Genomic DNA, 25,876 nt, shown 5'->3' with positions numbered 1-25,876 from the left:
AAGTATTCATTATTTCGGCTGTCATGCTAACATGAGCGCACTATTTCATGCCACGTTGAAATCATGTCAATTGAAAAATTTAGCGTAGAAAAAGTTTTATCTGTACACCGCTGGACTCCAACTCTTTTTAGTTTCACCATGACTCGCCCTGCACATTTTAAATTTACAGCTGGGCAATTCGCACGTATTGGGCTAAAAGTTGGAGAGGAACTCGTTGTTCGTGCTTATTCGGTAGTCTCATCACCATTTGATGAAACGCTTGAGTTTTTTTCGATTGTAGTACCAGACGGTGCATTTACGTCAAATCTTCAACATTTAAAGGTAGGAGATGAGCTGTATTTAGAAAAAATACCTTATGGTTATTTGACTTTAGCTCGCTATCAACAACCTTTACCGCATGATTTATGGTTATTGGCAACAGGTACGGGTTTAGCTCCATTTTTATCTATGCTACAAGACTTCGATACATGGTCTAAATATCAAAAAATTAATTTGGTCTACAGTGTCCGTACCGCAGCTGAGTTAGCTTACGTTGATCGTATTCAAGAGATTGCTGAAACTTTTGGGGAAGGACATAACGGATTTAAATTTATTCCGATTATTACTCGAGATCCATCTGCGCCATTGCATGATCGTTTGCCGATTCTAATTGAAAATGGTGAATTAGAAAAATCTGCTGGTATAGAACTGAACCCTAACACGAGCCACGTCATGCTTTGCGGAAATCCGCAAATGGTAGATGACACGAAAGAGGCTTTAAAACGCCGTGGTTTGACGATGAACCGTCGAGGTGAGGGAAATATTGCGGTAGAAAATTACTGGTAATAAATTGCGGTGAAAACAACTTTATAATTAATTTTATGGATATGTTTATTAGTGGACAAACATATCCATAAATTCGCGAATTTCTGAAATTGCGCTGTCTACATCGGTTGAAAGCCAAGTTGGCTCAAAAAGACCTGCATAATGTTCCAAACGATCTTGTGGAACGACTAAGCGAACAGGACAGTCTTCTTCTAGTAAGCGCCAAGGTAAAATCGGAACATCATTGTCTAGAAAAATATTGATATTACGAATATCAACAATCATGGCATTAATGCAGTCAGGAAATGGCATGACGGAAAATTCTTCAGTACGACGACGAAAATACTCTAAATCACCCCATTTGAGTTCATAACTTGGTTTATTAAATTCAATAATACCAATGAGATGTTCGTCTCTCGTCTGATGTATATAACATTGATGTGTGACGTCAGTGTCGAGATCAAGTGTTACGTTTTGCTGACGATACATCATAAAATAGAGCAGCTTTAAAACAAGGGGGCTTATTATAGCCTATTTTATAAAAAGTAAGCGCTAAAACATATTGTATTACAAATAGAACATTAAAGAAGCTCGAGCATAACTCGTTATTATTTTAAATGGCTAAATATTTTTGCCTAAATTTTATACTGTTTTTATTATTTTAATAGTAGAGTTTTGCAACCGCAGACACCTTAGCATAATGCTTTTTCACACAATGCAACAAACCAAATTGCTATGATGATTATAAAGTTAATGATAAAAGAAGAGGGGAAAGAAGATGCATGATTTTTCAAAACCACCTCATGTGACGAGTCCTGAAGAAACTGCGAAAAAAAGAAGATTGCCAGTTTACATTTTAATTATTGTTGGGCTTTTTCTTATTGCACTCATCGTCTACATGGTTGCTGATCACAGCAAAACACCTAAAGAAGAAGCCGCTTTTCAACATGAGGCCACACCACATGTCATTAAGAGCACTTCAGATTTGAATATTTATAAAGGGTAATAAGCTAACCAGTATATCTTCATAGAAAGCCTTTGGGATGTGACCTGAAGGCTTTTTTTGCAACCTTTTGCATCAATTTGTTGTATTTATGCAGAAGTGTGTTGATTAGAAAATATTCAAAACATAAGGTGAGATAGACCGCATTTATCGTCATTTTTAACAACGAAAAGTGTTTTTCATAATTGATGACACTGAAAAGAACATAACAATTGAGGACATAACAATATGAATGAATTTTTTGATGGGCCTCGCGGCGCTCAGTTTGATGCGATGTATTACTGGGATCAGTTTCATCCTATTTTAGCTGCAATCGTCATCTTACTGGTTGGCTGGATAATCGCTTTAATAGTTGCGGCAGGTGTAAAAAAACTTCTGCAAAAAGTAAATACCAATGCAAAATTATCTTCAGCAACTGGGCGTGCTCCAAACATAGAAGGTCTTATTTCAAAAGTCGTATTCTGGTTTATTCTAATCTTAGCTGTTGTCGCAGCTCTCAATGTACTTAACATTAGTGGAGTGAGTGGCCCGTTCAGCAATATGGTGAATCAGGTACTCGTCTATATTCCAAATATTATTGCTGCTGTTGTGGTGGGTTTTATTGGTTGGATCGTTGCTCGACTGGTACGAGCGGGGGTGACCAATGTTTTATCCCGAACTCAACTTGACGATAAGTTAAGCAGTGAAGTGGGTGTAGGTGGAATTAGCCAGAATATTGGTGAAATTCTTTACTGGCTTGTATTGTTACTTTTCCTTCCGATTGTTCTTTCAATATTAGGATTAACAGGCTTACTGATTCCAGTTCAAAATATGGTAAATGATGCAGTAGCATTCTTACCAAATATCTTTATTGCTGGTGTTATCGTTTTTGTTGGTTATATCTTGGCAAAAATTGTACGCGGTATTGTTGAAGGTTTAGTAAATAGCTTAGGTGTTCAGGCTCAAGCTGAAAAAATTGGTCTTTTCAAAAGCTCTAATGTAGGCAAATTCTTAGGTTCATTTGTTTTTGCAATCATCATTATTACAACATTGATTGTAGCGTTTGAAGCTTTAGGCATTGAGACAATTTCTCAGCCAGCAACAGCTATGCTCAATGAGATCTTGCAGGCGATTCCAAACATTATTGCTGCTGGTTTAATTCTACTGGTTGCTTATATTGTTTCTCGTTTTGTTGGCCGCTTAGTAGCCGAATTAATTGCAGGTACAGGTGTTGATGAAATTCCTGCAAAGTTAGATGTACAACGCTTTTTAGGTCAAACTAAAGTTTCTAACGCAGTTGGCTGGTTAATTGTATTCTTTACTATGCTATTTGCAGTTTCTGAAGCTGCGGATCGTCTTGGTTTCGATCAAATTAGTGGTCTAATTGCAATGTTTATCCATTTCGGTGCAAACATTCTATTGGGCGCTGTAATCTTGGTTATTGGTTTCTGGCTTGCCAATGTTGTGGCGAACGTGGTTCAACGCGGCGAATATAATAGCTCGCGTTGGTTAGGTAGTTTAGTTCGTGTGTTAATTATTGGTCTTGTACTTGCGCTTGGTTTAAGAGCGATGGGTATTGCAGATTCAATCGTTAATCTTGCTTTTGGTTTGACTCTAGGCGCAGTTGCAGTTGCTTTCGCTCTTGCATTTGGTTTAGGTGGTCGCCAACCAGCAGAAAGACTGTTGAGTGATTTGTTAGATAAAGCTAAAAAAGAAGCGAATGAACCGAATCCGCTTTATCAACCACCGTCTACTACCACAACGAGCAGCCCATCTGCTGGTAGCTCATCTGCAACTACGAGTTCGTCAACATCTACAGTTGCACCAACGACTACAACCTCACCATCAACTGTTTCATCTGATGCAAAACCAGCTGATTCTGCACAAGTAAATCCAGCAGAACCACCAGTAAATAAACCGTTTGGATCTACTGGAGAAAATGACGAAATTTAGTAAGTAAAACTAATTTTCAGATAAACCGTACAAAAAATCTTTGATTTTTGTGATAAGTTCGACCACTCTATATTGAGTGGTCGTTCTTTTTAAGCGTTATAAAAACAAATAAGTGAGGAAAATACGATGAAGAAACCAGGTCGTTTTTTAGCACCGATTGTCATTGCGGGAATTACGGTAGGTTTTTTAGCAAGTGCTTATAAATTTGTGTTTAACAAATCTAATTCATCAAAACAGGCAACAACTCATACACGTAATTCTGAAAAATCTTCAAATGATTCGAAAGCTTCAAATTAGCTTATTCATCATTTAAACGTATTGTGCTGCTGCATAAGCGGAAGACCAAGCCCATTGGAAGTTATAGCCTCCTAAATGCCCAGTCACATCAAGTACTTCGCCAATAAAAAACAGTCCTTTTTGCTTTTTACTTTCCATGGTTTTGGAAGATACTTCACTTGTATCAATTCCCCCTAAAGTAACTTCGGCAGTACGATACCCTTCTGTACCTGATGGTTTGACAGTAAAGCCGTGTAACTGTTCGGCAATATGGTCTAGCTGTGCATCACTGATATTACCAATCGCTGTTTCGCTCTGCTCTGACCATATAAGTTGTTGTAGCTCTTGGATAATACTTTTCGCAGTAAACTCACTAAGAAGGGTGCGCAATAAAACTTTAGGTTGGGCTTTCTTTTTATCTTTTAAATAAGTTGCTAAAGCTTGGCTCGGGAAAAAGTCAATTTTAAAACTTTCACCAGTATTCCAATAGTTTGAAAGCTGTAAAGAACTTGGACCACTCAAACCACGATGCGTAAACAATAATGCTTCAGTAAAGCTATTCTTCGAGTTACTTAGAGTCACATCTAAAGCATTACCACTTAGGCGTGTAGTGACTTCTTTAATATGATCTGAAAAAGTAAATGGGACTAACCCTGCGCGAGTTGGGAAAACCGTATGTCCAAATTTTTGTGCCAGTTCATAGCCAAATCCAGAACCACCCAAAGTTGGAATGGATAAACCACCTGTAGCAACCACTAATGACTCACAGCTAAATCGGCCTTGGTTTGTGTGTACAGTAAAACCGCCTTTTTCTAATGGATCAATCTGTACAGCTTCACATTGAGTTTGGATATCAACGTTATTGGTTTTATCACATTCACTCACTAGCATCTCTAAAATTTCTTTAGCACCGTTTAGCGTGAATAATTGCCCGTGTTTTCGTTCTTCATAAGCAATTTTATAATCACATACCAAACCGATAAAGTCCCAGTTGCTGTAGCGTGATAGGGCAGAAATAACGAAGTGTGGATTATGAGAAATATAGTTGTCAGGCTCTACATACAGGTTGGTAAAGTTACACTTACCACCGCCTGACATTAAAATCTTTTTACCAATTTTATTGGCTTTTTCTAAAATTAAAACCGAGCGCCCTCGTTTAGCAGCATGTGCAGCCAACATGAGTCCAGAAGCACCTGCACCTAAGACAATGACATCAACATGACTGTTAGACATAAGAGATTCTCGATTAATCGTGAAAATTTAAAAGGGGCATATACTATCATGCCGAGCCTTAGTCATGTTAAAGACATTTACTGTTATGCGGAGTAATGTGTACTAAAAGCTAATAAGTTATTGATGTGTTTTATTTCTTATATCTGCCTGTAAACCACCAGAATGAATTGCCAGAATGCGAGTACCTTCAGAAAAGTAATTATTCTTTATAAGATCAAACAGACCAAACATCATCTTTCCCGTATAGATCGGTTCAAGTGGTACCGCATGCTGCTCTTCAAAACTTTCTATAAACGCCAATAACTCGGGTGAAGTTTTTGCATACCCACCACAGCAGTATGCATCTGTCACAGACCAGTTCTGTTTTTTGGTCCATTGCTGAATATCTTGTTGTAGAAAGTCGCCTTTTAATGCTGAAAATCCTAAGACTTTCTGATCGGCTGAACTCCTTTCAATAAGACCCGAAATCGTTCCACCAGTTCCTACTGCACAGCAAATTACATCATAGTTTTGCAAATCGCTTTGACTTAGAATTTCCTGACAACCTTGAACTGCCAATTCATTGGTGCCGCCTTCAGGAATAATATAGGTCTGTGGAAATTGGCGTTGTAATTGTTGAAGATATTTTACTTCATCTCTCAAGCGATATTCATTGCGGGAGACAAAATGTAGATGCATTCCTAAACTTTGAGCTTTTGCTAGGGTTGGATTCAGAGGTTTGTCAGCTAACTCTTCACCACGAATAATTCCTATACTTTTTAAGCCAAAAAGATGAGCAGCATAGGCAGTCGCGGCAATATGGTTGGAATAAGCTCCACCAAAAGTCAAAATGCTCGATAAACCTTGTTGTTTTGCGGCAAGCAAATTGTATTTTAATTTATAAAACTTATTGCCCGAAATTTGAGGATGAACTAAATCTAAACGCTTAATGTCGAGATGAACTAAAGAGGGAGGGGCAATGTGTTGATAGAAAACAGGTTGGGCAATGTGATCAAACATTAGAAATTGAGAAAAATAATGATTGATCACATTGTAGCTTTTTAAATAGAGCTTTAAAAATCTGTTTACGAACTTGTATCGACAGAAGTAATTACTGACATGCCAGGGCGTAAGTGTTCCATTCCTTCCTGATTTGGATCAATGGTAATGCGTACGGCAATTCTTTGGACCACTTTGGTAAAGTTTCCTGTTGCATTGTCAGGCTTTAATACACTGAATTCAGAACCAGCAGCAGGTGAAATCTGCTCAACATGTCCTGTAAATTTTTTATGTTTCATAGCGTCGACTGTAAACCATGCTTTTTGGCCAATCCGCATATTGGTAATTTGGGTTTCTTTAAAGTTGGCAATCACCCAAGTTTGCTGTGGAATCAGATAGAGTAATTGTGACCCTGCTGCTACATATTGCCCAACACGAGGGTTCACCTCACCAAGTTGGCCATCCATTGGAGCAACAATGACACTGTAGTCTTTGGTAGTTTGTGCTTGGTCTAACTGTGCTTTAGCACTCGAAACTTGTGCTTCTAATCCAGCTTCTGCCACTTGCGCTGTTTTAAGCGCTTCTTTGGCAACTAAAACATTGGCCTCTGCCTGCTTCAGTGCTGCAAGGTTATTTTCAGCATCTGCTGCGGCTTTATCCTGCTCAGATTTAGAGGCTGCTCCACTATTTCCTAACTGTTGATAGCGTCTAAGCTGTGCTAAAGAAAGCTCATATTGAGCCCTAACTTGTTCAACTTTTGCTTGTGCAGCCACAATATCAGCTTGTTTTTGAGCAATAGACTGTGTCTGATTGGCTAAAGTATTTTTAGCTTGTTCAACTCCAGAAGCCGCTTGCGCTACTTTTTGGTCGTAAGTGGTGGCATCGATATGCATGAGCACTTGACCCTTTTTAACGTGGTCAAAGTCCTTAACTAATACATCTTTAACATAGCCATTAATTTGCGACGATAAAATCGTTGTTTTACCTTTAACATAACTATTGTCAGTTTGCTGAACGCTCGTTGCGAAAGGTCCGATTCTCCATGCCCACAAAATCACTAAAATACCGACAATGAGCACAACTAGCATCCATAATAAAGTTGAACGTTTTGTGGGAATTAGTTTACTTGCAGGTGCAGGTGCAGGTGCAGGTGCAGGTGCCTGAGCAGGTGATTGTTCCGGTTTGTTTTGATCATCTGACATATATCAATCTCAATTTCTATTTCATCAATAACAAAAGCCTTTAAGGACGGCTAATTCCTCTACGTTGTAGATATTTACTACGCGTAATGTTAAATCCACCCCATAAGAGCAGTGCGATAGCAAAAATACCGTTTAACGCAATAACATCATTGTAGGCGCGCACTTGGGCTTCACGGGTGACTACTTGATTGAGTGTGCGCATGGCCTGAGTCGTTTGTAATGCCGGGTCATTTGTTGTGATGGCTGCACTACGTTGATAGGTGGAGAGCCTTTGAGAAACTAACGGATCTGATTGTTCTAAATCTTTAATAATCTCGACTTGATAGTTTTGTGTGCGGTGTTGTTGATAGGTCGAGAAGAAAGAAGACCCAACAAGACCACCAAAAGTTTGGGTAGCAGAAAATAATACGATAAAGGTCACTACGTAAGATGGGCCTTTAGCAAGTGTTTGTGCAAAGCCAATCAGAAGCAGTGGGCCAATAAATAGACCACCAGCAAAACCGACTAAAAACTGACTTGCAAAGAAATTCACAGGTCGAACATCACTGGTTAGGTGATAATCTAGTCCACAAGCAACCAAAATCAGGAACTCTGCAAAAAGTAAATGGAAGATAATTCGTTCGCGTGAAAAAGTAAGTGCACTAAAAAGTGTTCCAGTTAAAATCCCCACTAATATGACAACATAGAGTGGAACAAATTGGTCAGGACCCATTCCCATTGTTTTTAAAAAGTTAACAGCAGCATAGCTTTGCTCTGACATTAAAAGTCGAATAGCAAAAGCACCAAAAATGAAGCGTAGGGTCGAAGCGGCACCTAACCAGCGTGTCATAATTAATGGATTGGCGCGATAGTGCTCATAGAGCAAACCCAAAACAACTAAGCTAAAACCTGCAATTAATACATAGGCAAGCCATTCACTGTTAAACCACCATAAAATTGGACCTTGCGTGAGCACAATACATAAGCAGGCAAAGCCAGGCGCTAATAAAGCAAAGGTAAAGAAATCTTGCTTCTCAAAAACATAAATTCTTAAGCTACGTGGTAACTTCAATGAAACGACCATGGCTAAACAACAAAGTGCTAAGCCGAGCTCAAACGTATATAGAACAGACCAACTATCTGTATTTACGAGAAATGGAGAAATAATCCAAGCTAACGGCACGCCAAGTTGCTGAAAACCAAAGGCAATATATATACCTTTTGCCATGTCTGCTTTTTTAAAAGCTTGCATGGTGTAATACATACCTAAAGAGCTTAATGGCGCACCAGCTAAACCTGCCACGACCCGTGCAAATAAAGCCATTTCATAGGTATGCACAAAAATATGTAAAACCAGCACGGCAATAAAAATGACAAGCCCTATTTCCGAAAATACTCTCAGGCCATACTGTTGACGGGCTTTAAATAAAATCAGGTTTGAGCTGACATTTGCCATGACATATGCCGCAGGCAGCCAAGCCGCTTCGGAAGGAGTTAGTCCATACTCACCTTGGATTAAAGGTAAATTTGCCGTAATAAAACCATTACTTAAGCTTGCCGAAAGGGCGATAAATAAACCAATAAAAAAGTAAATAAACCGCTTAGGTACAGAGTGTGCAATAGTTGCTGGTGAACCAGGTAAAGTCGGTTGCTCTTCTGGGGTCCAGTCTGGTGGTGTTTCTAAGTAACGAGGCGTTTTACTCATTCTATCCCTCGAATTTTTTGTATTTGAATACCATGAAATAGTAATTCAATTGCTCGTTTTGCTAAGCGAGTCTGTTCTTCTGGCTCATGTCCTTGAAATGAAGAACCCAACATTGCTGTGACCATTGCATAGTCATCGGCGGTCAGATCAGCTCGGCACAATTTTTGTTCTATCGCATTTTCAATCAGTGGGTTAAGTGCATTATTTCGCCGTTCATAAATTTTTAACATAATTGGATCTTGTCGATCAATCACTCTCCAAAAATCTTGCAAAATTGCGAGTTTGGGAAGTTGTCCAATATGTCCTTCAATTAAACGAAATAAACCGTCCTCGAACTGTTGAAAATGAGCTGCTTTTTGCTCTAGCTGCGTAATCGCGCGTTCTAAAAGTGCACTAATTAAAGCTTTTCGATCACCAAAGTTACGATAGAACGTCGCTCTGCCTACACCAGCGTGGTCAATCACAACTTGTAAGGGGACATTAATGCCATGAATACGAAAACATTCTTCGGCTGCATTGAGTAATTCATCCCGGTTCTGGGCAGCAATTTTTTGACGTTTACTCATGTCATCGGTTTGAGGAGTTTTAAAGGTTATATATTTAACGGACATTTTTGTCCGTTGTGAATATCTAAATTGTAAAAACATGAAAATTCAATTTTCATCATTTATATCTTCGCCATTTTTATATGTGTCATAAAAAGCTGTTAGAATACCGCGCAATTGCATGATGCTAGGTCAATACAATGTTTGAGTCCCTTATTCCTCTTTTTTCAATTGCGATGGCATTGATGCTTGGAGCAATAAGTCCTGGGCCAAGCTTTATTTATGTTGCACAAAATTCAATTTCTAAATCACGTAAACATGGTTTGTTTACCGCTTTAGGGACGGGGACAGGTGCAGCGCTTTTTGGTCTATTAGCAGTTATGGGATTGCAAGCAGTTTTATTGGCGGTGCCTTCTGCTTATCTAATTTTAAAAATTGGTGGTGGTCTATATTTACTTTGGCTGGCCTTTAAAATTATTAAACATGCTAAAGAACCAATTGCGGTGGAAAACGATGGCAAATCGAAAATGACCTATAAACAGGCATATCGATATGGCTTAATTACCCAGTTAAGTAATCCAAAAATCGCAGTTGTATTAGCCAGCGTATTTACGGCTTTACTACCAAAAGAAATCCCAAATTATTACTATGTGGCATTACCAGTGATTTGTTTTATGATTGATGCTGGATGGTATTCATGTGTTGCGATGCTGTTATCTTCAGAGAAGCCTCGAAAAATGTACTTAAAAGCAAAAACAGGGGTGGATCGAGTTGCTGGAAGTATTGTGACTTTATTGGGTTTAAAATTAATTTTCTTCAAATGATTACTCTTTAATTAAAATATCTACAAAATCCAAAGCCAGCTGTTTATAGTCTGGCTTTATTTTCGCGTAAAATATATACAAATTGAAATATCTTTTTTAGCACTTAAATACTTTAAAAGTGGTAACTTAATAAATAAAACAAAAAGAAATGAGGATCACGTTATGAAAAAACTAATGGTGAGCATTTCTGTAGTTTTTCTCATCTTAACTACAGGATGTGAGATGAGAACGATGAGTAAGCAACAACCGGCAAATGAGCGGGCCATGAGTATTGCTGGTTCTCCAGTTCACGAAAAGGACTATAAGATTTCCGATTTACATGCCAACAATCATGAGCAATCTAATTATTAAGTTACTTGCTGGATGTGCAACTTACTGTATTTTGAATATGGTAAATGCATGTGAGCCTGCTTCTTTAGATTGGGAGCTTTTTCAAGAGAAATATGATTTAAATCATGATGGCATGTATAGCCTAAAAGAGTTTCAACGTGTTGAAGACTTTTATCCCTATAACTGGCCGAGTGATAAGCGTTTTCAAGGTGAAAACAAGCAGACAGAGCTATTTCATTATTTAGATGAAAATAAGAATGGCTATTTAACAAATGAAGAGTTGGGAAATATACACGTTTTATTTAATAACCCTTGCGAAGGGTGGCCGTGGTCCTAATTTAGTAAGCCTCTTTTAAACCTATTCAAAGTCCTTAAAAACAAAAAAGCTCCCAATTTAGGGAGCTTTTTTTGAAAGCAGATTAAGAAACTTTATCGCCAGGTTTCGCACCGCTGTCTGGAGAAATAATGAAAATACCTTCACCATTTCCGGCAGCAAGTACCATGCCGTTTGAAATACCAAAACGCATTTTTCGTGGTGCAAGGTTAGCAACCATAACAACCAATTTACCTTTTAGGTCTTCTGGTGTGTATTGACTACGAATACCACTAAATACATTGCGTGGTTCAGCTTCACCAACGTCTAAAGTAAGTTGTAGTAGTTTATCTGAACCTTCAACTGTACCTGCTTCAATGACCTGAGCAACACGTAAGTCAACTTTTAAGAAATCTTCAATACCGATAATTTCAGCTTCACCAACTGCTGGAGTAGGCGCTGCTTTTTTCTCAGCTGCTTTGTCTTTTTTCACTGCCGCTTTTGTTGCTTCTGGAGCAGGAGCACCTAAAGACTCTTTAGAAGCATCAACCATAGCTGCAACAGCTTTTGGATCAACACGCTGCATAAGCGGTTGGAACTGCGTAATCTCATGGCTTACAAGAATTTGTTTGCGTGACTCGAAATCGAAGCTTTCAAGTTTTAAGAAATCTTGAACTTGTTGAGCTAAAGTTGGCAGGACTGGAGCCAAGTACACTGCGAGTTGACGGAATAAGTTGATACCCACAGAGCAGACGTCAAGAACTTGTTGCTCTTGACCTTCTTGTTTAGCAAGTGCCCAAGGCTTTTTCTCATCAATATATTGGTTTGCACGGTCAGCTAGCGCCATAATTTCACGGATCGCCGTAGAGAATTCACGTGCTTCATATGCAGCAGCGATTGAATCGCCAGCATCAATAAAACTTTGTACTAAATCAGTTTCTGCACATTGAGCAGATAACGTATTGTTAAAGTTGCTGTTGATGAATTTCGCACAACGGCTAGCAATATTAACGACTTTACCGACTAAGTCTGAATTTACTTTTTGAACAAAGTCATCAAGATTTAAGTCAGAGTCTTCAACTTTATCTGAAAGCTTAGATGCAAAGTAATAACGTAAATATTCTGGGTTTAAATGCTGTAAGTAAGTCTCGGCCTTAATGAAAGTACCACGTGACTTAGACATTTTTTGTCCATTTACAGTCAAGAAACCATTTACAAACAAGCCTGTTGGGGTGCGATAGTTCGCACCTTCAAGCATTGCAGGCCAGAATAAAGCATGGAAGTAAACAATATCTTTACCAATAAAATGATAAACATCATTTTGGCTGTCTTTTTTCCAGAAATCATCAAAGTTTAAATCTGGGCGTTTAGTTTTGATGTAGTTTTCAAAACTAGACATATAACCGATTGGGGCATCTACCCAAACATAGAAGTATTTATTTGGTGCGTCTGGAATTTCAAAGCCAAAATATGGTGCATCACGAGAAATATCCCAATCTGCTAAACCTGCTTCAAACCATTCATCTAACTTGTTTGCAATCGAAAGAGGTAAACGACCTTCATCACGCGTCCATTTTTGTAAATATTCAGAGAAGTTTGGAAGCTTGAAGAAATAGTGATCTGATGATTTTTCAACTGGTGTTGCACCACTTAAAGTCGAACGCGGGTTAAGTAACTCGGTTGCATTGTAAGTTGTACCGCACACCTCACATGAGTCGCCGTATTGATCTTCTGACTTACATTTTGGGCATGTACCCTTAATGAAACGGTCAGACAAGAACATCCCTTTTTCTGGGTCAAATAATTGAGTTACAGGACGAACTGCAATATTTCCAGCTTCACGGTTCTTAATATAGATATCTGTTGAACGTGCTTTGTTTGCATCGCTATGCGTTGAATCGTAATGATCGAAATGTACGCCAAAACCGTCAAAATCACGGATATGTTCTTTTTGAACATTCGCAATTTGCTCTTCTGGGCTAATACCATTTGCTTCGGCACGTAGCATAATTGCTGTACCGTGAGCATCATCCGCACATACATAAGTCACATCATGACCCATTGCTCGCATGGCACGAACCCAGATATCTGCCTGGATGTAACCGAGTAAATGACCCATATGAATTGGACCATTAGCATAAGGGAGGGCATTAGTGACTAAAATTTTACGCACGGATTTCATTCTCTCATTCGTATTTATAAGGTGGAAGATTTTAACTGATGCACGGAGATAAGCAAAGATTAATAATCTCCAGCTTGGCATAAGCGATTTCTATTAAAATGGATTTTGGTCAGGCATGGTTTCTCTTTAGAACAGATAAACAAATCAAAAAATATTTGAATCTTCCTGTATTGTCTTTGTTTCAAATTGCAGTTACGGTCAGAAAATAAGCCATAACGATGTATAACTAATAACTTATTCAGGTAATTTTTTAATTAACTATGAGGATAACAACGATGACTACAGAAAATAAATTAGATGAATTAAAGGCAAAAGCGGCTGATGCAAAAGTACAAGGTGAAAAAGCTTTGGACGATTTAAAGGAAAATGTAAAAGAGAAGCAAGCTGCTGGTAAAGAAGCAGTTGAAGATAAGGTAGACCAATTAAAGGCAAAAGCAGCTGATGCGAAAGTACAAGGCGAAAAAGCTTTGGACGATTTAAAGGAAAATGTAAAAGAGAAACAAGCTTCTGGTAAAGAGGCTCTTGAAGAAAAAGCAACTGATTTAAAAGGTAAACTTGAGGATGCTCAGCACACTCTACAAGATAAGTTTGATCATTTGCGTACAGAAGCAGCTCATAAACTTGACGATGCTAAAGCCAAAGCTGCGGAATTAAAGGAAGAGGCTGCTACAAAATTGGATGAGTTGAAAACGCAAGCAACCGCAAAATTTGATGAGTTGAAGAAAACTGCGACCGATAAACTCAATAAATTAAAGAACCATGATTCTGCTGAATAAGCTGATTTAAACTAAAATCTGCACTCCTTACCTAAAAGATGAGATGTGAAGTTAGTAATTATTCATCCCAAGGTGAGCGAGTGCGGAGCAATACTGTTACACTATCTCCATTAAGCTGTAATGATCTGTTTTTGGAGTAAACAATATGTCTTGGCTTTCTTCATTAAAGTCCGTTTTTTCACCCGCACAAGAGGTGAAAGAAGATGAAATCCAAACCGTACTCCAAAATTATTTATTACCGCATTCAAAAGATGCTTTAAAGGAGCGTATTAGTCAGCTTCAAGTTCAGGGTCGTGTATTACAACTTACGATTAATACATTTCCTGATGAAAAAGAGCATTTGCAGCAAATCCATGATGATTTAGCGGGTGCATTAGAAAAGTGCGGTATTGAAGAACTTAATTTACACGTGGTTCAACAAAAGCGCCCTACACAAGAAAGTTCAAATTTACCTCCTGTACTTGACGCCTCACCTAAATCAGAACCAGATCCAAATAATCCACCGATTCAAAAAGCCGCTCCGCAACAAAGAGATGTGCCACTTCACCCTCGCATTAAGAATGTTATTTTAGTTTCATCTGGAAAGGGTGGCGTTGGTAAATCGACAACTACCGTCAATTTGGCGCTTGCCTTGCAAAAAATGGGTCTTAAGGTTGGGGTATTAGATGCTGACATCTATGGTCCAAGTATTCCCACAATGCTAGGAAACGCTGGCAAAACTCCACTTATTGAAAGTGAAAATTTTGTACCTTTAGATGCTTATGGTATGGCTGTGCTTTCTATTGGACATTTAACTGGTGATAACAACACACCTGTTGCATGGCGTGGACCAAAGGCAACAGGCGCTCTAATGCAATTGTTTAATCAAACACTTTGGCCTGATTTAGATGTACTCATGATTGATATGCCACCAGGTACTGGTGATATTCAGCTTACGCTTGCACAGCGTATTCCGGTTACAGGCTCCATCATTGTGACTACTCCACAAAATGTTGCCTTGCTTGATGCCACCAAAGGAATTGAGTTATTTAATAAAGTGGGTATTCCCGTATTAGGTGTTGTCGAAAACATGTCGACTCATATTTGCTCAAACTGTGGTCATGAAGAGCAAATTTTTGGTATCGGTGGTGGTGATAAGCTTTCCGAGCAATACCATATTCCATTGTTAGGCCGTTTGCCTCTAAATGCTCAAATACGTGAACATGCTGATCAGGGTAAACCGAGCGTTGTGGCAATGGATGATGCGGCTGATAGTTATATTGAGATTGCTAAAGCAGTCTGGCAGCAGATTGAAAAAATCCCTCAACGCACACGTGATGATAAGCGTATTTTCTAATTTATTAAAACCCGGCTTTAAGTCGGGTTTTTTTATCATCTGATTAAAATAAAAAATTAAATTACTGAATCCTAATAACAAAGCTGAACTTGAAATTGGCATGTAGATTGCTACCTTACACTTTTTAAAAAGAAAGGTTAAAAAATGCAATTTAAGTATAGTTTGGGCGTAATCAGTTTATGTAGCGCTTTATTTTTAGTTGGATGTAACGATGACAACTCATCTGCTTCACAAACACCAACAGTTCAGGAACAAAAACAGAAGTTACAGCCGATCATTATTCAGGGTGCTTTGCCAGTAGAATCGGAAAAAATGGCTTCAAAATTAGAGAATAAGACTATTGAAGAAATTGGTGGGTGGAAATTCTGGAAGGGTACCTATAACGGTTATCCAATGATTATTTCTAAAACTCGCATGGGTATGAGTAACTCTGCTGCAGCAACTGCTCTAGCGATTGAGCGTTATAAACCGATTGCGATCATTAATCAGGGAACTTCAGGTGGACATGATCCTGATTTGCACGTTTACGATATTGTTTTAGGAAAATATACAACCAATATTGGTGCATTTAGAACACCTAAACAGCCAGTGGGCGGTGGTTCAGACTCACTCACATGGGTTGAGGCTTTTGATGTTTTGCCAACTCAAGAATCAAATCCAGAACCGATTGCAATACGCAAATTTGAAGGTGACCAAGAGTTGTTAATGGCAGCACATAAAGTCCGTTATGATAAAGGTGATGTGGTTGAAGGAACGATTGGTTCAGCAGATGTCTGGAATAATGAGCTAGATCGTATTCAATTTTTCCATCAACGTTATGGTACTTCTGTTGAAGAAATGGAAGCAGCATCTGTTGCACAAATCGCAAGCCAGTTTAATGTTCCTTTCCTCGGCATTCGAATCTTATCTAATAATATTACCAATAATGGAGCTTATGACCCTGGTACAGGAGAGGCTTGCCAAGAGTATGTACTTAATGTGGCCGAAGAATATATGAAATCAAAACTGCCAAAATAATGATTTAAACTTATGCAAGAAGAGTGAAAATTTTATAAAACCTCTTCTTGCTTCTTTTGACGATGTCTACTTTTCCAGTTTTTAACGACCATCCAGCGCCAGAAAATTTCTGTGCATATATATAAAATAACGGCAAATACAAAAGCTTCCACGACTAGACCTGTCATCAAGATTTTCGCGAGACTAAAATCAATGTGGCCATGGCCGAAATGAGTAATCCAACGAGAAATCTGATGCAATACACCCAGTAACATTTCTTTGTTAATCATATGCACATGAAAAATGTGAGCACCGAACCAAAAACCGATATATAGAATAGGAACTAATGTAAGCGGGTTACTTAACCAAGCGAGCATCAAGCTAATTGGTAAATTTACTTCGAATAGTAATACAGCCATCACAATAAATATGCTGTGAAAAGGAATAGGCAGTAAACCAAAAAAAGTTCCGACAAAAACAGCTCGGGTAATTGATTTTCGATTGACATACCAAAGCACAGGATTAAGGGTCTTTTTACCAAAAATCCTTAGAAATTTCATATTTGAAACTTTCTCGGGGGAGGGAAGCCAAGATTGAAAAAAATGCTTTGCCATAATCATTAAGGGTAGTAAAGCGCGATGCTCTATATAAAAAATCAGAAACAATATATGAATTGAAACTTATTAAAAGCTTAAAATTTAAACTTACCATTACTATATATTTTTTATTATAAAGACTTTTGATGGAAAAATAGACTTAAAATAAAAATACTTATGTTACTTAATGCGTAATCTATTTGAAAAGCATAACAACTGACCGTAAAGTTTTCTTCTCTAATTTTTGAAATAATTTTATAAATATTTGTTTTTATATACTTTATTTTAATTTTGAAAATAATTTGAAATACTTTGTCTTACAATTACCTTTTGCCTTGTGACAGGATATCTATTAATCTGAGATGACTATATTGTGAGGTCATTCAATGATTTCATGGCTTTTTATTGGCTTAGTAGCCACAATTTTACTTACTCCAGGCCCAACCAATACACTACTCGCTTCTTCAGGGGTACAAGTGGGTTTAAGGAAGTCAGTAAAACTTATTCCAGCAGAAGTTTTGGGTTATGTCATCTCTATTTCTGCATGGGGAATGCTGATTGGAAAAGTGTCTAGCACACTACCAATGCTGCCGCCTATTCTAAAGCTATTGAGCGCTTGCTATATTATTTTCTTAGCCATCAAGTTATGGCATACGGCAAATCAAGAAGTTGAATTAAATCAGCCAACGATTCGTGCTCGTGAGTTATTCTGCGCCACTTTATTAAACCCAAAAGCCTTACTCTTTGCCTCAGCAATTTTTCCGGTAGCTGCATGGAGTAATTTTCATATTTATTTAATTCATATGATGGCTTATTTAGCGCTTATTACCCCAATTGCATTGTTCTGGATTTTCTTGGGATCGGTTTTAGCTTCTAAAAAAGTAGGTTGGTTAAATCAAACTAACTTACAAAAAACAGCTTCACTTGTATTGGTCAGCTTTTCAATTCCAATTAGTTATTCTGCTTTATTGAACCTCTAAATGTGCAGCTGAGCTATTCTTATTTATTTGAGTAGCTCTGTGTTGTTTTCATAATTGGTTTTTTAAGTTAAAGTACGTCGAAATCAATGAATTTACCTTTTGGATAGAAAATACATGGCCATTAAGTCTGATCGTTGGATTCGCGAGATGAGCGAAAAACACGGCATGATTGAACCTTATGCAGAGAATCAAGTCCGTTTTGATGAAAATGGTGAAAAGTTGATTTCCTACGGGGTCTCTAGCTATGGTTATGATGTACGCTGTGCCCGTGAATTCAAAGTTTTTACAAACGTACATTCTGCAATTGTCGATCCAAAGAATTTTGATGACAAAAGTTTTATCGATATTGAGTCTGATGTTTGTATTATTCCGCCAAACTCATTTGCCCTAGCGCGTACAATTGAATATTTCCGTATTCCTCGCAATGTGTTAACAGTGTGCTTAGGTAAATCGACCTACGCTCGTTGCGGTATTATTGTAAATGTGACTCCATTAGAACCTGAATGGGAAGGTCACGTTACTTTAGAATTTTCAAATACAACAAATTTACCTGCACGTATTTATGCAGGGGAAGGCGTAGCACAAATGCTATTCTTTGAAAGTGATGAAGTATGTGAAACCTCTTATAAAGACCGTGGTGGTAAATACCAAGGTCAAACAGGTGTTACACTTCCTAAAACTTAATGTTTCCTCGATGAAAAGATTTTAAAAAATAATGGGTCACTTAGGTGGCCCAATTTTATAAATAAAATTTTTGTGAGAAGCGTTTATCGGAATTATGATAAACGACAGTTTCCTTTTGTAGAAAATGATATAAAATGATCAATAATTGATTTGTTTTTTTGTTCTGCATCACAGAATTTAAAAGCAAATATGATTGATATAGGCTCTCTTTGATAATGTTTAGTTAAATACATTATCAAATGTAGATAGGCCAAATAAAAAGAAATTAAACAGGATTATGCCCCCACGGATACGGAGGTCGGCCATGCGACAGTTTACGTCTCTTCGAGTAGCACTTTTGACACTCGGAAGCTTATGTTTTTCTTCAGCTTACGCTGCTTCTACACTAGTCCCTATGTCAGATTCGGAACTATCAGCAACTCGGGGCCAAGCCTTGATGAGTATGTCTTATATTGCGCCTACGGACTCTGCAAACTTAGAAAAATTGCGTGATAGTAATAGCAATGTGGGTTTTTATAAATTAGGTTTAGATGCTGATGTCGAAATTAATACTAATATACGCAAGCTTCAATTAGGGTGTGGCGGTGTTAATGGTACTGGAGCATGTGATATTGATATTGATAACTTAAGTTTGAGTGGTATTTCTGATACAAATGATGGCCGCGCTAGTTCATCTGCAAAAATAACTAATCCATTTATTGAGTTTGCAATTAAAAATCCTAATAGTACTTCGTTACGCGAAGTAACTGGGATGCGAGTAAGTGCAGAGGCTATCGAAGGTTTATTAACTTTTGGTACTGAAAATGGACCAACTAAAAGTGGTATTAATTCTTTAAGTGGTTATATGGAGGTTGCTCAAGCTGGAGGTACAGTTAAAGTAAATCCTGTAAGTGGTTTGAGACCAGCTGATGTGAATAATACTCAAATCTCTGGTGAAGCTTGTGGATATCTAGCTTGTGTACCTTTCCAAACATATGATTATACATTGAATTTAACCACAGATGCAGCTGGCAACTCAACTGATAAATTGACTGGTACTTTAGTTCTACCTCAGCAAACAATTACTGGTAAACGTATTTCTGTAGCGCCATTAAAAGCCACAGCAACGGTAAGTGGTATTAATGTATCAGGTAATATTAAGGCTATGGCGGCAGGAATTTTAAATTTAGATAAATCTGTTACAGGTTCTATTAATAATTTAACTGTGAATGTTGATATTTCAGAAGATTTGGGATTTTTCCACAAAGCTAACTTAAATGGTTCCCCTGTTTCATTATCGCTTCAGGGAAATGATATACGTTGGCCTGGTTCTAAATCGATAGCGCAGCGAGGCTGGTGGTTAGAACTTTCAAATCCAATTGATATTGGAGATATTACTCCGGCCGATTCTGTAAGTATTGCAAATAAAACAATTGAAGAGACTTTAGCACTTGTAAGTGAGAAATTAAGTACGGGTACAAGAGGCGATACAAAAGTAGACTGCGGTGCTTTAGGTCTTTTAAGTTGTATTGGTGGTAGCACGATTAATATTGGCAACTTAAATTTAGCAGGTGCAACTCCAGTACAGATGTCATTAAGCAATTTGGTTTTAAAAAATCAAAGTTTCGCACCTAACTGTCATGGAGCAAATGTAAAATTCTGCTAAAAGTTTAAACTATTTCATTCATCGGAAATTTAGATTTTTATGCCCTTTTTTTTGCATTTGTGCAAATATTGCGCATAATAGAAATGTGGAAAAGTTGGCAAAATTTTTTAGATTTGCCTCTTTGTCTAAGGTGAAAAGGAGAGATTCACCTGACCTCAAGGATTGTTAAAGAAAAATAAATATGGTGCACGGCATCGTATAAAACAGGAAGGTCAAGATGACTACACTTAATTATACGGTAAGGTTTCAAAAAACCGTTTTAGCAAGTTTAATCGGGCTTTGTATCAGCCAATCTAGTTTCGCACTCGAAGAACTTTCTGATGCAGGTTTAAGTGAAACTACTGGTGAAGGTATTGCTATCTTGCCACAGAATACTTATATGGTATTTCGTGGCGCAGGTGCTAATGAAACCTCAAATCAGATTTTAACTGATCGTACTAAAGATACAGGTTATATCAATTACGTACCTGTTGGTCCGTTAAGTATGACAGCGGCTGATACTAATAAAAATGGTTCGATTGATTCTGGTGACCGTGCAGTAGGTAAAGCTGATATTTTTCTTTATGGTTTAGCACTTTCCAAATCTGATAATGATACAAATACTCGCCTTGCTTCTACTGATGCAGCTGCTGCAATCTCAAGCTGGGGTACTGCTGTTAACCCTTGGATTTTTAAAGTTGCGACAGAAAATTCAGTACCGAATTTTAGCGCTACTGCATGTAGTGGAGCGAGTGATCCATCTTGCCAAATGACGTATTTAGCTTTAGAAGCTCCTTTATATGAGGTTGGAACGAAGGATTCGGCCGGTATAGATGCTTATAAACTTAAACTGGGCTTATGGACAGATATTTTTGTTCGAAATCCGAATAAACTAAATGGTGCTGCAGATCAATTTAATTATGGTGATTCAAATGGTTTGATTGGTACAAGTACAGACGCAAGCCGTGCAAACCGTCTTCGTTTACAAGGGGTTTGGAATAATTTTAGTTTAAATGGTAGCCGTTTACAGCTTTTTCAGACGTTGGGAGGCGCGACATCTGCAAATGGGTTAAGTCCATTTTATAATAATACTTTAGGCTTCGCTGGAGTGGTACGTTTAAATAGTGGGGATGCCTCTAATTTAAGAGCAACGATTACTTCAAATACTCCTACATCAGCAGTTGGGCCATGGGTAAACCGTTACAGCACGCAATATACTGGCGCACCAAGTAATAATTCGCCAAGTTCAGACTGGTTATATCGTATTCGTAGCCAGACTACGACTGTTACATCAACAGGTTCGTGGACCGCACCAACTGATAGTGCCATGAATAATGTATTACGTTTAAGTACACGTGAATCTGGTGCTGGGCAGGGTAATTTAGTAACGCCTGCAATTAATGGTGGACTTGCTCCAACTTTTGATGCGAATGAAGGTTTATACCTCTATAACCCGAATATTAACCTTGTGTTGGGCTCTTTATATCAACCATTGGTTTTAAGCTCGGATGGTAAAAACTTTAGTTTAGAACTAGCTCGTATTCCGAATAAACCTGAAATTTATAAGAAAATCTATACTGACTATACTGGAACTGATAGTAGTTATCTCGGTTCTACTTGTAATATTTATCAATGTGGCACTAATTTAACATTGGGTGGTAAAAGTTATCAGGGTTCTAGCGCAACGCATAGTAGTATTTCAATAGGATCGACTGTTTATAATGCGGCGAATAATACCTTAGAGGCATTTAAAGGGAATAGTACTCAAGATGCAGTCGGCATTTCATTTGGAAAATTGCCAACAGGTACAGTTGCCGCTACCACACAAACTAAAAACTTTTATCAACTACAAAATCAAGAACGTCGAGCGGGTAGTTATACATGTAGTTTAATTTTTACTTGTTATGATACTTGGCAATATCGTACAGCAACAGGCTGGACTGGAAATGCGGGTTCAGGATTAAAATTTGATTCTCAAGGAGCGAATTGGGCTAATATTGATAGTACTTCTTATTATAACCCGACAGTAAATAATACAGGTTATACCACTACAGATGCGGGTAATGGTGCACAATATGTTGTACCAAATGGTACGCCTTTACCTGATGCACTTTATAACAATGGACGTTGGTCTACAACCACGCCTAATGCTGACTTGAATACATATAAATTATCCAGTTCACAAATTAGTTCTTCGATTAGTAATAACATGGGATCTGCTGTCATTGACGGTGTTTTAATCCAGCACTTGAAACTGACAACTAAAGGTCTATAAGAGGAGGAGAATGGTATGAAAAAAATAAGTACTTTAATCTTCGCTCTTTGTGCAACGGTCACTCATGCAGAGCTACAAACTTTAGATAATGAAGCATTACAGGCGATTAATGGTCAGGCGGGTGCTGATTTATCTTTAATGCTCAATTTAAACCAGACAGCTAACGGTGTATTTGACAATGGTAGTGGTGGTGTCTGTGAGAACGTAGAGTTTTGCCATATTAGCTTGGCAATTAATAAGCGTTTTGTACAAGCAGATGCGACCAAACCAAGTGGTTGGGCCGAAAATAGTGATGGTGGTAATAAACTTTGGCTCGTATTTAAAGGCGTACAAGGTACTTTAAATATTCAAAAAATGGGTTTGGATGGCGCTGATTTAAAGTATCTGGATAAAAACAATACTGAAATGATTAAGCCTGCTATTCAACTGAGTTTTAGTGCAGCACAACCAATTTTAATTCGTAACTTTGGTTTCAATGCCTTATCGATTGAGCAAGATAACTTTACCAGCTCAACAACAGCGCAAGGTTCCAGTGCAAATATGTATGATTATGCATATTTCAAAAAACCAACTTATGCAGCGACTGCTAATAGTGCAAACCAGCAAGTTGCTACTGCAACACCATCGGCGTATGACCATGGACGTGAAACTGGTTTTATGGGCTTGATGATGAATGGGAATTTGGCTATCCAAGGAAAAGTCATGGTCTTTAGCTGTGATGGCAGCCATCCTCGTTGTTAAGGGTTAATGTAGATTTCAAAGGAACTGAAGTGATGAAAAAAAATAAAGAAAATCACAGCTCAAAGTTTATTTTAAACGCATTAACAACCAGCATATTGTTAGTGAGCGGACATGTTTTTGCGTTAGAAGCTTTAACTGATGCTGACTTGAGTGCTGTTAATGGACAAGATGGGATTTCGATTCAAACGACGTTTAATGAAATCAATATTGATAATGCTTACTGGGATGACCATGCAGGTACACCTATTAGTGCAGATCAGGTCTTAAGAGCTCAAGCGAGCGGGATAAAAGTACAAAAAAGTAATGCATCTAGTCAGCCTTTAAATACAAATTACCGTTTAGATGTAGGGAGTAACCCAACTACGGGTAAAACTGGACTCGACTTTTCTATGCAAAGCAGTCCATCACTTATTACTGTAAATAGCGTTAAAGTTTGTAATAGTTCAGCTACATGCTCGCCAACTTTAGGGCAGTTGGCTATTCAAACGACCTCTCCTTTAAATTTGGCACTTACAACCCAAGATGGGCTATTTAATGCAAATAGCCAGTCAAGCATGACGCTTGGTATTAATAATGCCAATATTTATCTAGGGCAAGTGGATGCACGCAGTCAGCTAAATCAATTAATTTTAAGAAATTTTAACTTTAATTTTGTTGGTAAAGGGGCCATGTTGATTGACCCAACGCGTGGCGTGGTTTTACAGACGAATACTGGAACTAACGTTGCTAGTGTAGGGCAAACTCCAAATAGTACCTATGGCTATGTTGATTTTAACCGTGTAGCAGATTCAGCTTCTGGTCTAACAGCAGGCACATATGTAGATAGTAGTGGAAAAGTAACTAATTCAGGCCTGAATATTGAGGTCATGTTAAGTTCTAATGTCGATAAAACTAACCCTTATGCTTTAGATGCAACCAATAGCCCCCAAAATGCGAAAGGCTTGATTCGTTTAGGTGCTAGCGGACGTATGGTAAATAGTTATTTACAAGTCCGTGGTATGGATGGTACGTCAGATAGCACAATATTAGGCACTGCAAATACCGCTACGGGCACGGGCTCAAGTAATAGTATTTTAGGTAACTCTGGAATTGCCTTTCGTATGAAGGGGGAGTTCACTAAAGATAATGATTCGATGTTAGGTTCAGATGGCAAAGCAACTACCTTAGAAATTGGTGGAGCAGGTTTAAATGCTTATGGTTTTGAGTTCGGTAATTTAACGGGGCTTAATTCAGCTACACGCGGTTATTTTGATAGTGGAAATATTTATTTAAATCTTGCTGATACAAAAACGTTATTGATTCCAAACAACGCGACTTTAAATGCAATTCGTTTAGGGTCGGGTACTTTAACGACAGCTGCGGATTATCAACATAACATTCACCGTGATACGGTCACTAATCCGTTTAGCTTAATTCTTGCGATGCGTGGAGCAGAGTTTCAAGCATTTTCAAGACGAGGTCGTTTTACGACAAGTGCAAATGTTGCTGCTGCCAATCAGTTTGCAGACAATGGTGCAAATAACCAGTGGGGCTTGGCATTACCTTTTTATAACTTAAATGCCAATGCTGCTGTATATGGTTTAGATGCGCCGGCAAATAGTGCTTATTACTATACAAAAGATGCAAATGATAAGCCTGTTCGAAATGTCGTGGCCCCATCTGGAACGACTTCGCGTTTGGGTTTTGGTATTGCTGCTGGAACTACGGGACGTGATGCGACTGGAACCAAAACAACCTCAATTTTATTAATTGATGGCTCTCCAAATGCTAATAATGGTGGTAGTCCTACTGATTATTACATGGGCTTACGTAATATCGATATGTTCCTCAAAGGTAATGGAAGTATTGGTTTAGAAAATGGCAGTCTTAATATTAGTTTAAAAGAGATGCTACTTGCTTTATCAACAGAAATTGCAGCTGGTTATTTACCAGGGGCTAAATATAAAACTTGTCCAGCGACAGGTTCATGCACTTCACCTATCGATAATTTTGCCAAAAATAATGATGTGTTATTTGGTCTAAAACTCCGTTTAGGTGGCGATCTTAACTTATCAATTGTGCCAAATAGTTCAATTGCTAATGGTAGTGCTTTAACAGTACTCGGCGATTTCACTATGCCTGCCACAGCAACTGGAAATACAGTCCAAATTAGTGATCCAATTGATGGTTCTGCCATTGGTTTTGATAATATTACCGGAAAGTTAGCGTTTAATACTGCTTTGGTAGTGGGTAAAGATACAACAAGTGGTTTAGGTAAAGTTGGCGTAAATACGGCTGTTTATTTTAACCCGGATAAGAGTATTGATGGCGCATTACGTGTCAAGGATATTAATTTCTATCCGCCTTCAACAGGAGCTGGAGCACGTTTAGGTGAGCTTGCGATTACGGGGGGGCGTTTAAATAGTAACTTTAGTATTGTGCCTAGAAATGGGGCCTTTAACTGATGAATAAAAGTGACGATTATCGTCACTTTTTTATAGAAATTTTATTTTAGTGTGATTGGATTTGCATTCGTCGGGTTATAGAGATAATTGCTTTGTACTTGAATATTATTCTGATAGT

The 25,876-nt window shown here is 38.1% G+C and carries 24 protein-coding genes; 16 read left to right on the top strand and 8 right to left on the bottom strand.

Annotation, left to right across the window (positions count from 1 at the left end):
• Nucleotides 1-63 precede the first annotated feature (63 nt).
• Nucleotides 64-825: a ferredoxin--NADP reductase gene (locus tag KIP84_RS14710; RefSeq protein ID WP_017399772.1), complete on the top strand. Its 762-nt coding sequence runs from the start codon at nucleotides 64-66 to the stop codon at nucleotides 823-825.
• Nucleotides 826-873: 48 nt separating this feature from the next.
• On the opposite strand, the gene KIP84_RS14705 is transcribed toward KIP84_RS14710, so the two are convergent.
• Nucleotides 874-1,293 carry a hypothetical protein gene (locus tag KIP84_RS14705; RefSeq protein ID WP_014205905.1) on the bottom strand — a complete coding sequence of 140 codons (420 nt, stop codon included), beginning with the start codon at nucleotides 1,291-1,293 and terminating at the stop codon, nucleotides 874-876.
• A 289-nt stretch (nucleotides 1,294-1,582) separates the two neighbouring features.
• Here KIP84_RS14705 and KIP84_RS14700 point away from each other — a divergent pair, with 289 nt between their 5' ends.
• The 3 genes from KIP84_RS14700 (at nucleotide 1,583) to KIP84_RS14690 (ending at nucleotide 4,036) form a co-directional block, all read left to right on the top strand.
• A complete protein-coding gene (locus KIP84_RS14700) occupies nucleotides 1,583-1,810 on the top strand; it encodes a hypothetical protein (RefSeq protein ID WP_005803268.1) in 228 nt (75 codons plus the stop codon).
• Nucleotides 1,811-2,035: 225 nt separating this feature from the next.
• Nucleotides 2,036-3,739 (top strand): mechanosensitive ion channel, encoded by a 1,704-nt coding sequence (locus tag KIP84_RS14695; protein ID WP_213688813.1) that lies wholly within the window; start codon nucleotides 2,036-2,038, stop codon nucleotides 3,737-3,739.
• A 126-nt stretch (nucleotides 3,740-3,865) separates the two neighbouring features.
• Entirely contained in the window at nucleotides 3,866-4,036 is a 171-nt protein-coding gene (locus tag KIP84_RS14690) for a hypothetical protein (protein ID WP_002120038.1), read from the top strand.
• A 12-nt stretch (nucleotides 4,037-4,048) separates the two neighbouring features.
• Here KIP84_RS14690 and KIP84_RS14685 read toward each other — a convergent pair whose 3' ends face one another.
• The 5 genes from KIP84_RS14685 to KIP84_RS14665 all read right to left on the bottom strand — a co-directional run bounded on the left by KIP84_RS14685 (nucleotide 4,049) and on the right by KIP84_RS14665 (nucleotide 9,678).
• On the bottom strand, nucleotides 4,049-5,248 hold the full coding sequence (locus KIP84_RS14685; protein WP_002120047.1) for an NAD(P)/FAD-dependent oxidoreductase: 1,200 nt from the start codon (nucleotides 5,246-5,248) through the stop codon (nucleotides 4,049-4,051).
• 117 nt (nucleotides 5,249-5,365) lie between these two features.
• Complete coding sequence (locus KIP84_RS14680) at nucleotides 5,366-6,247, bottom strand: pyridoxal-phosphate dependent enzyme (RefSeq protein ID WP_213688812.1); 882 nt, start codon at nucleotides 6,245-6,247, stop codon at nucleotides 5,366-5,368.
• A 65-nt stretch (nucleotides 6,248-6,312) separates the two neighbouring features.
• Nucleotides 6,313-7,428 (bottom strand): HlyD family secretion protein, encoded by a 1,116-nt coding sequence (locus KIP84_RS14675; RefSeq protein ID WP_213688811.1) that lies wholly within the window; start codon nucleotides 7,426-7,428, stop codon nucleotides 6,313-6,315.
• Nucleotides 7,429-7,468: 40 nt separating this feature from the next.
• On the bottom strand, nucleotides 7,469-9,112 hold the full coding sequence (locus tag KIP84_RS14670) for an MFS transporter (protein WP_213688810.1): 1,644 nt from the start codon (nucleotides 9,110-9,112) through the stop codon (nucleotides 7,469-7,471).
• Nucleotides 9,109-9,678, bottom strand: a complete 570-nt coding sequence (locus tag KIP84_RS14665) for a TetR/AcrR family transcriptional regulator (protein WP_213689854.1) — start codon at nucleotides 9,676-9,678, stop codon at nucleotides 9,109-9,111. Before KIP84_RS14665 ends, KIP84_RS14670 begins: the two co-directional genes overlap by 4 nt.
• 179 nt (nucleotides 9,679-9,857) lie before the next feature.
• Here KIP84_RS14665 and KIP84_RS14660 point away from each other — a divergent pair, with 179 nt between their 5' ends.
• From KIP84_RS14660 to KIP84_RS14650, 3 genes are all read left to right on the top strand, one after another.
• A complete protein-coding gene (locus KIP84_RS14660) occupies nucleotides 9,858-10,481 on the top strand; it encodes a LysE family translocator (RefSeq protein ID WP_068565957.1) in 624 nt (207 codons plus the stop codon).
• 162 nt (nucleotides 10,482-10,643) lie between these two features.
• Nucleotides 10,644-10,832 (top strand): NF038215 family lipoprotein, encoded by a 189-nt coding sequence (locus tag KIP84_RS14655; protein ID WP_068565954.1) that lies wholly within the window; start codon nucleotides 10,644-10,646, stop codon nucleotides 10,830-10,832.
• On the top strand, nucleotides 10,801-11,148 hold the full coding sequence (locus tag KIP84_RS14650) for a calcium-binding protein (RefSeq protein WP_081309825.1): 348 nt from the start codon (nucleotides 10,801-10,803) through the stop codon (nucleotides 11,146-11,148). Before KIP84_RS14655 ends, KIP84_RS14650 begins: the two co-directional genes overlap by 32 nt.
• A gap of 82 nt (nucleotides 11,149-11,230) precedes the next feature.
• Here KIP84_RS14650 and metG read toward each other — a convergent pair whose 3' ends face one another.
• Nucleotides 11,231-13,297, bottom strand: a complete 2,067-nt coding sequence (metG, locus tag KIP84_RS14645) for a methionine--tRNA ligase (RefSeq protein ID WP_213689853.1) — start codon at nucleotides 13,295-13,297, stop codon at nucleotides 11,231-11,233.
• A 284-nt stretch (nucleotides 13,298-13,581) separates the two neighbouring features.
• On the opposite strand from metG, the gene KIP84_RS14640 reads away from it, so the two are divergent.
• The 3 genes from KIP84_RS14640 to KIP84_RS14630 all read left to right on the top strand — a co-directional run bounded on the left by KIP84_RS14640 (nucleotide 13,582) and on the right by KIP84_RS14630 (nucleotide 16,435).
• A complete protein-coding gene (locus tag KIP84_RS14640; RefSeq protein WP_213688809.1) occupies nucleotides 13,582-14,082 on the top strand; it encodes a hypothetical protein in 501 nt (166 codons plus the stop codon).
• Between the two features lie 145 nt (nucleotides 14,083-14,227).
• On the top strand, nucleotides 14,228-15,418 hold the full coding sequence (apbC, locus tag KIP84_RS14635; RefSeq protein ID WP_017399777.1) for an iron-sulfur cluster carrier protein ApbC: 1,191 nt from the start codon (nucleotides 14,228-14,230) through the stop codon (nucleotides 15,416-15,418).
• Between the two features lie 144 nt (nucleotides 15,419-15,562).
• The gene (locus KIP84_RS14630) at nucleotides 15,563-16,435 is read left to right on the top strand and encodes a 5'-methylthioadenosine/S-adenosylhomocysteine nucleosidase (RefSeq protein ID WP_005803256.1); all 873 of its coding nucleotides are present in this window, start codon (nucleotides 15,563-15,565) and stop codon (nucleotides 16,433-16,435) included.
• A gap of 32 nt (nucleotides 16,436-16,467) precedes the next feature.
• Here KIP84_RS14630 and KIP84_RS14625 read toward each other — a convergent pair whose 3' ends face one another.
• Nucleotides 16,468-17,034, bottom strand: a complete 567-nt coding sequence (locus tag KIP84_RS14625) for a DUF2062 domain-containing protein (RefSeq protein WP_063098197.1) — start codon at nucleotides 17,032-17,034, stop codon at nucleotides 16,468-16,470.
• Between the two features lie 362 nt (nucleotides 17,035-17,396).
• Here KIP84_RS14625 and KIP84_RS14620 point away from each other — a divergent pair, with 362 nt between their 5' ends.
• The 6 genes from KIP84_RS14620 to KIP84_RS14595 all read left to right on the top strand — a co-directional run bounded on the left by KIP84_RS14620 (nucleotide 17,397) and on the right by KIP84_RS14595 (nucleotide 25,758).
• Nucleotides 17,397-17,990, top strand: a complete 594-nt coding sequence (locus KIP84_RS14620) for a LysE family transporter (RefSeq protein ID WP_005071033.1) — start codon at nucleotides 17,397-17,399, stop codon at nucleotides 17,988-17,990.
• Between the two features lie 114 nt (nucleotides 17,991-18,104).
• On the top strand, nucleotides 18,105-18,674 hold the full coding sequence (gene dcd, locus KIP84_RS14615; RefSeq protein WP_003653416.1) for a dCTP deaminase: 570 nt from the start codon (nucleotides 18,105-18,107) through the stop codon (nucleotides 18,672-18,674).
• Between the two features lie 304 nt (nucleotides 18,675-18,978).
• A complete protein-coding gene (locus KIP84_RS14610; RefSeq protein WP_068565948.1) occupies nucleotides 18,979-20,319 on the top strand; it encodes a hypothetical protein in 1,341 nt (446 codons plus the stop codon).
• 217 nt (nucleotides 20,320-20,536) lie between these two features.
• Nucleotides 20,537-22,573 (top strand): hypothetical protein, encoded by a 2,037-nt coding sequence (locus KIP84_RS14605; RefSeq protein WP_068565946.1) that lies wholly within the window; start codon nucleotides 20,537-20,539, stop codon nucleotides 22,571-22,573.
• Nucleotides 22,574-22,588: 15 nt separating this feature from the next.
• Entirely contained in the window at nucleotides 22,589-23,314 is a 726-nt protein-coding gene (locus KIP84_RS14600; protein WP_068565944.1) for a DUF6160 family protein, read from the top strand.
• Nucleotides 23,315-23,346: 32 nt separating this feature from the next.
• Nucleotides 23,347-25,758, top strand: coding sequence for a DUF6160 family protein (locus KIP84_RS14595; RefSeq protein WP_213688808.1), 2,412 nt, complete (start codon nucleotides 23,347-23,349; stop codon nucleotides 25,756-25,758).
• Nucleotides 25,759-25,876: the final 118 nt, after the last annotated feature.

It is taken from the genome of Acinetobacter sp. BHS4, from assembly GCF_018454425.1.
Classification (GTDB): domain Bacteria; phylum Pseudomonadota; class Gammaproteobacteria; order Pseudomonadales; family Moraxellaceae; genus Acinetobacter; species Acinetobacter pittii.
This window is presented reverse-complemented; position numbering and strand designations above follow the sequence as displayed.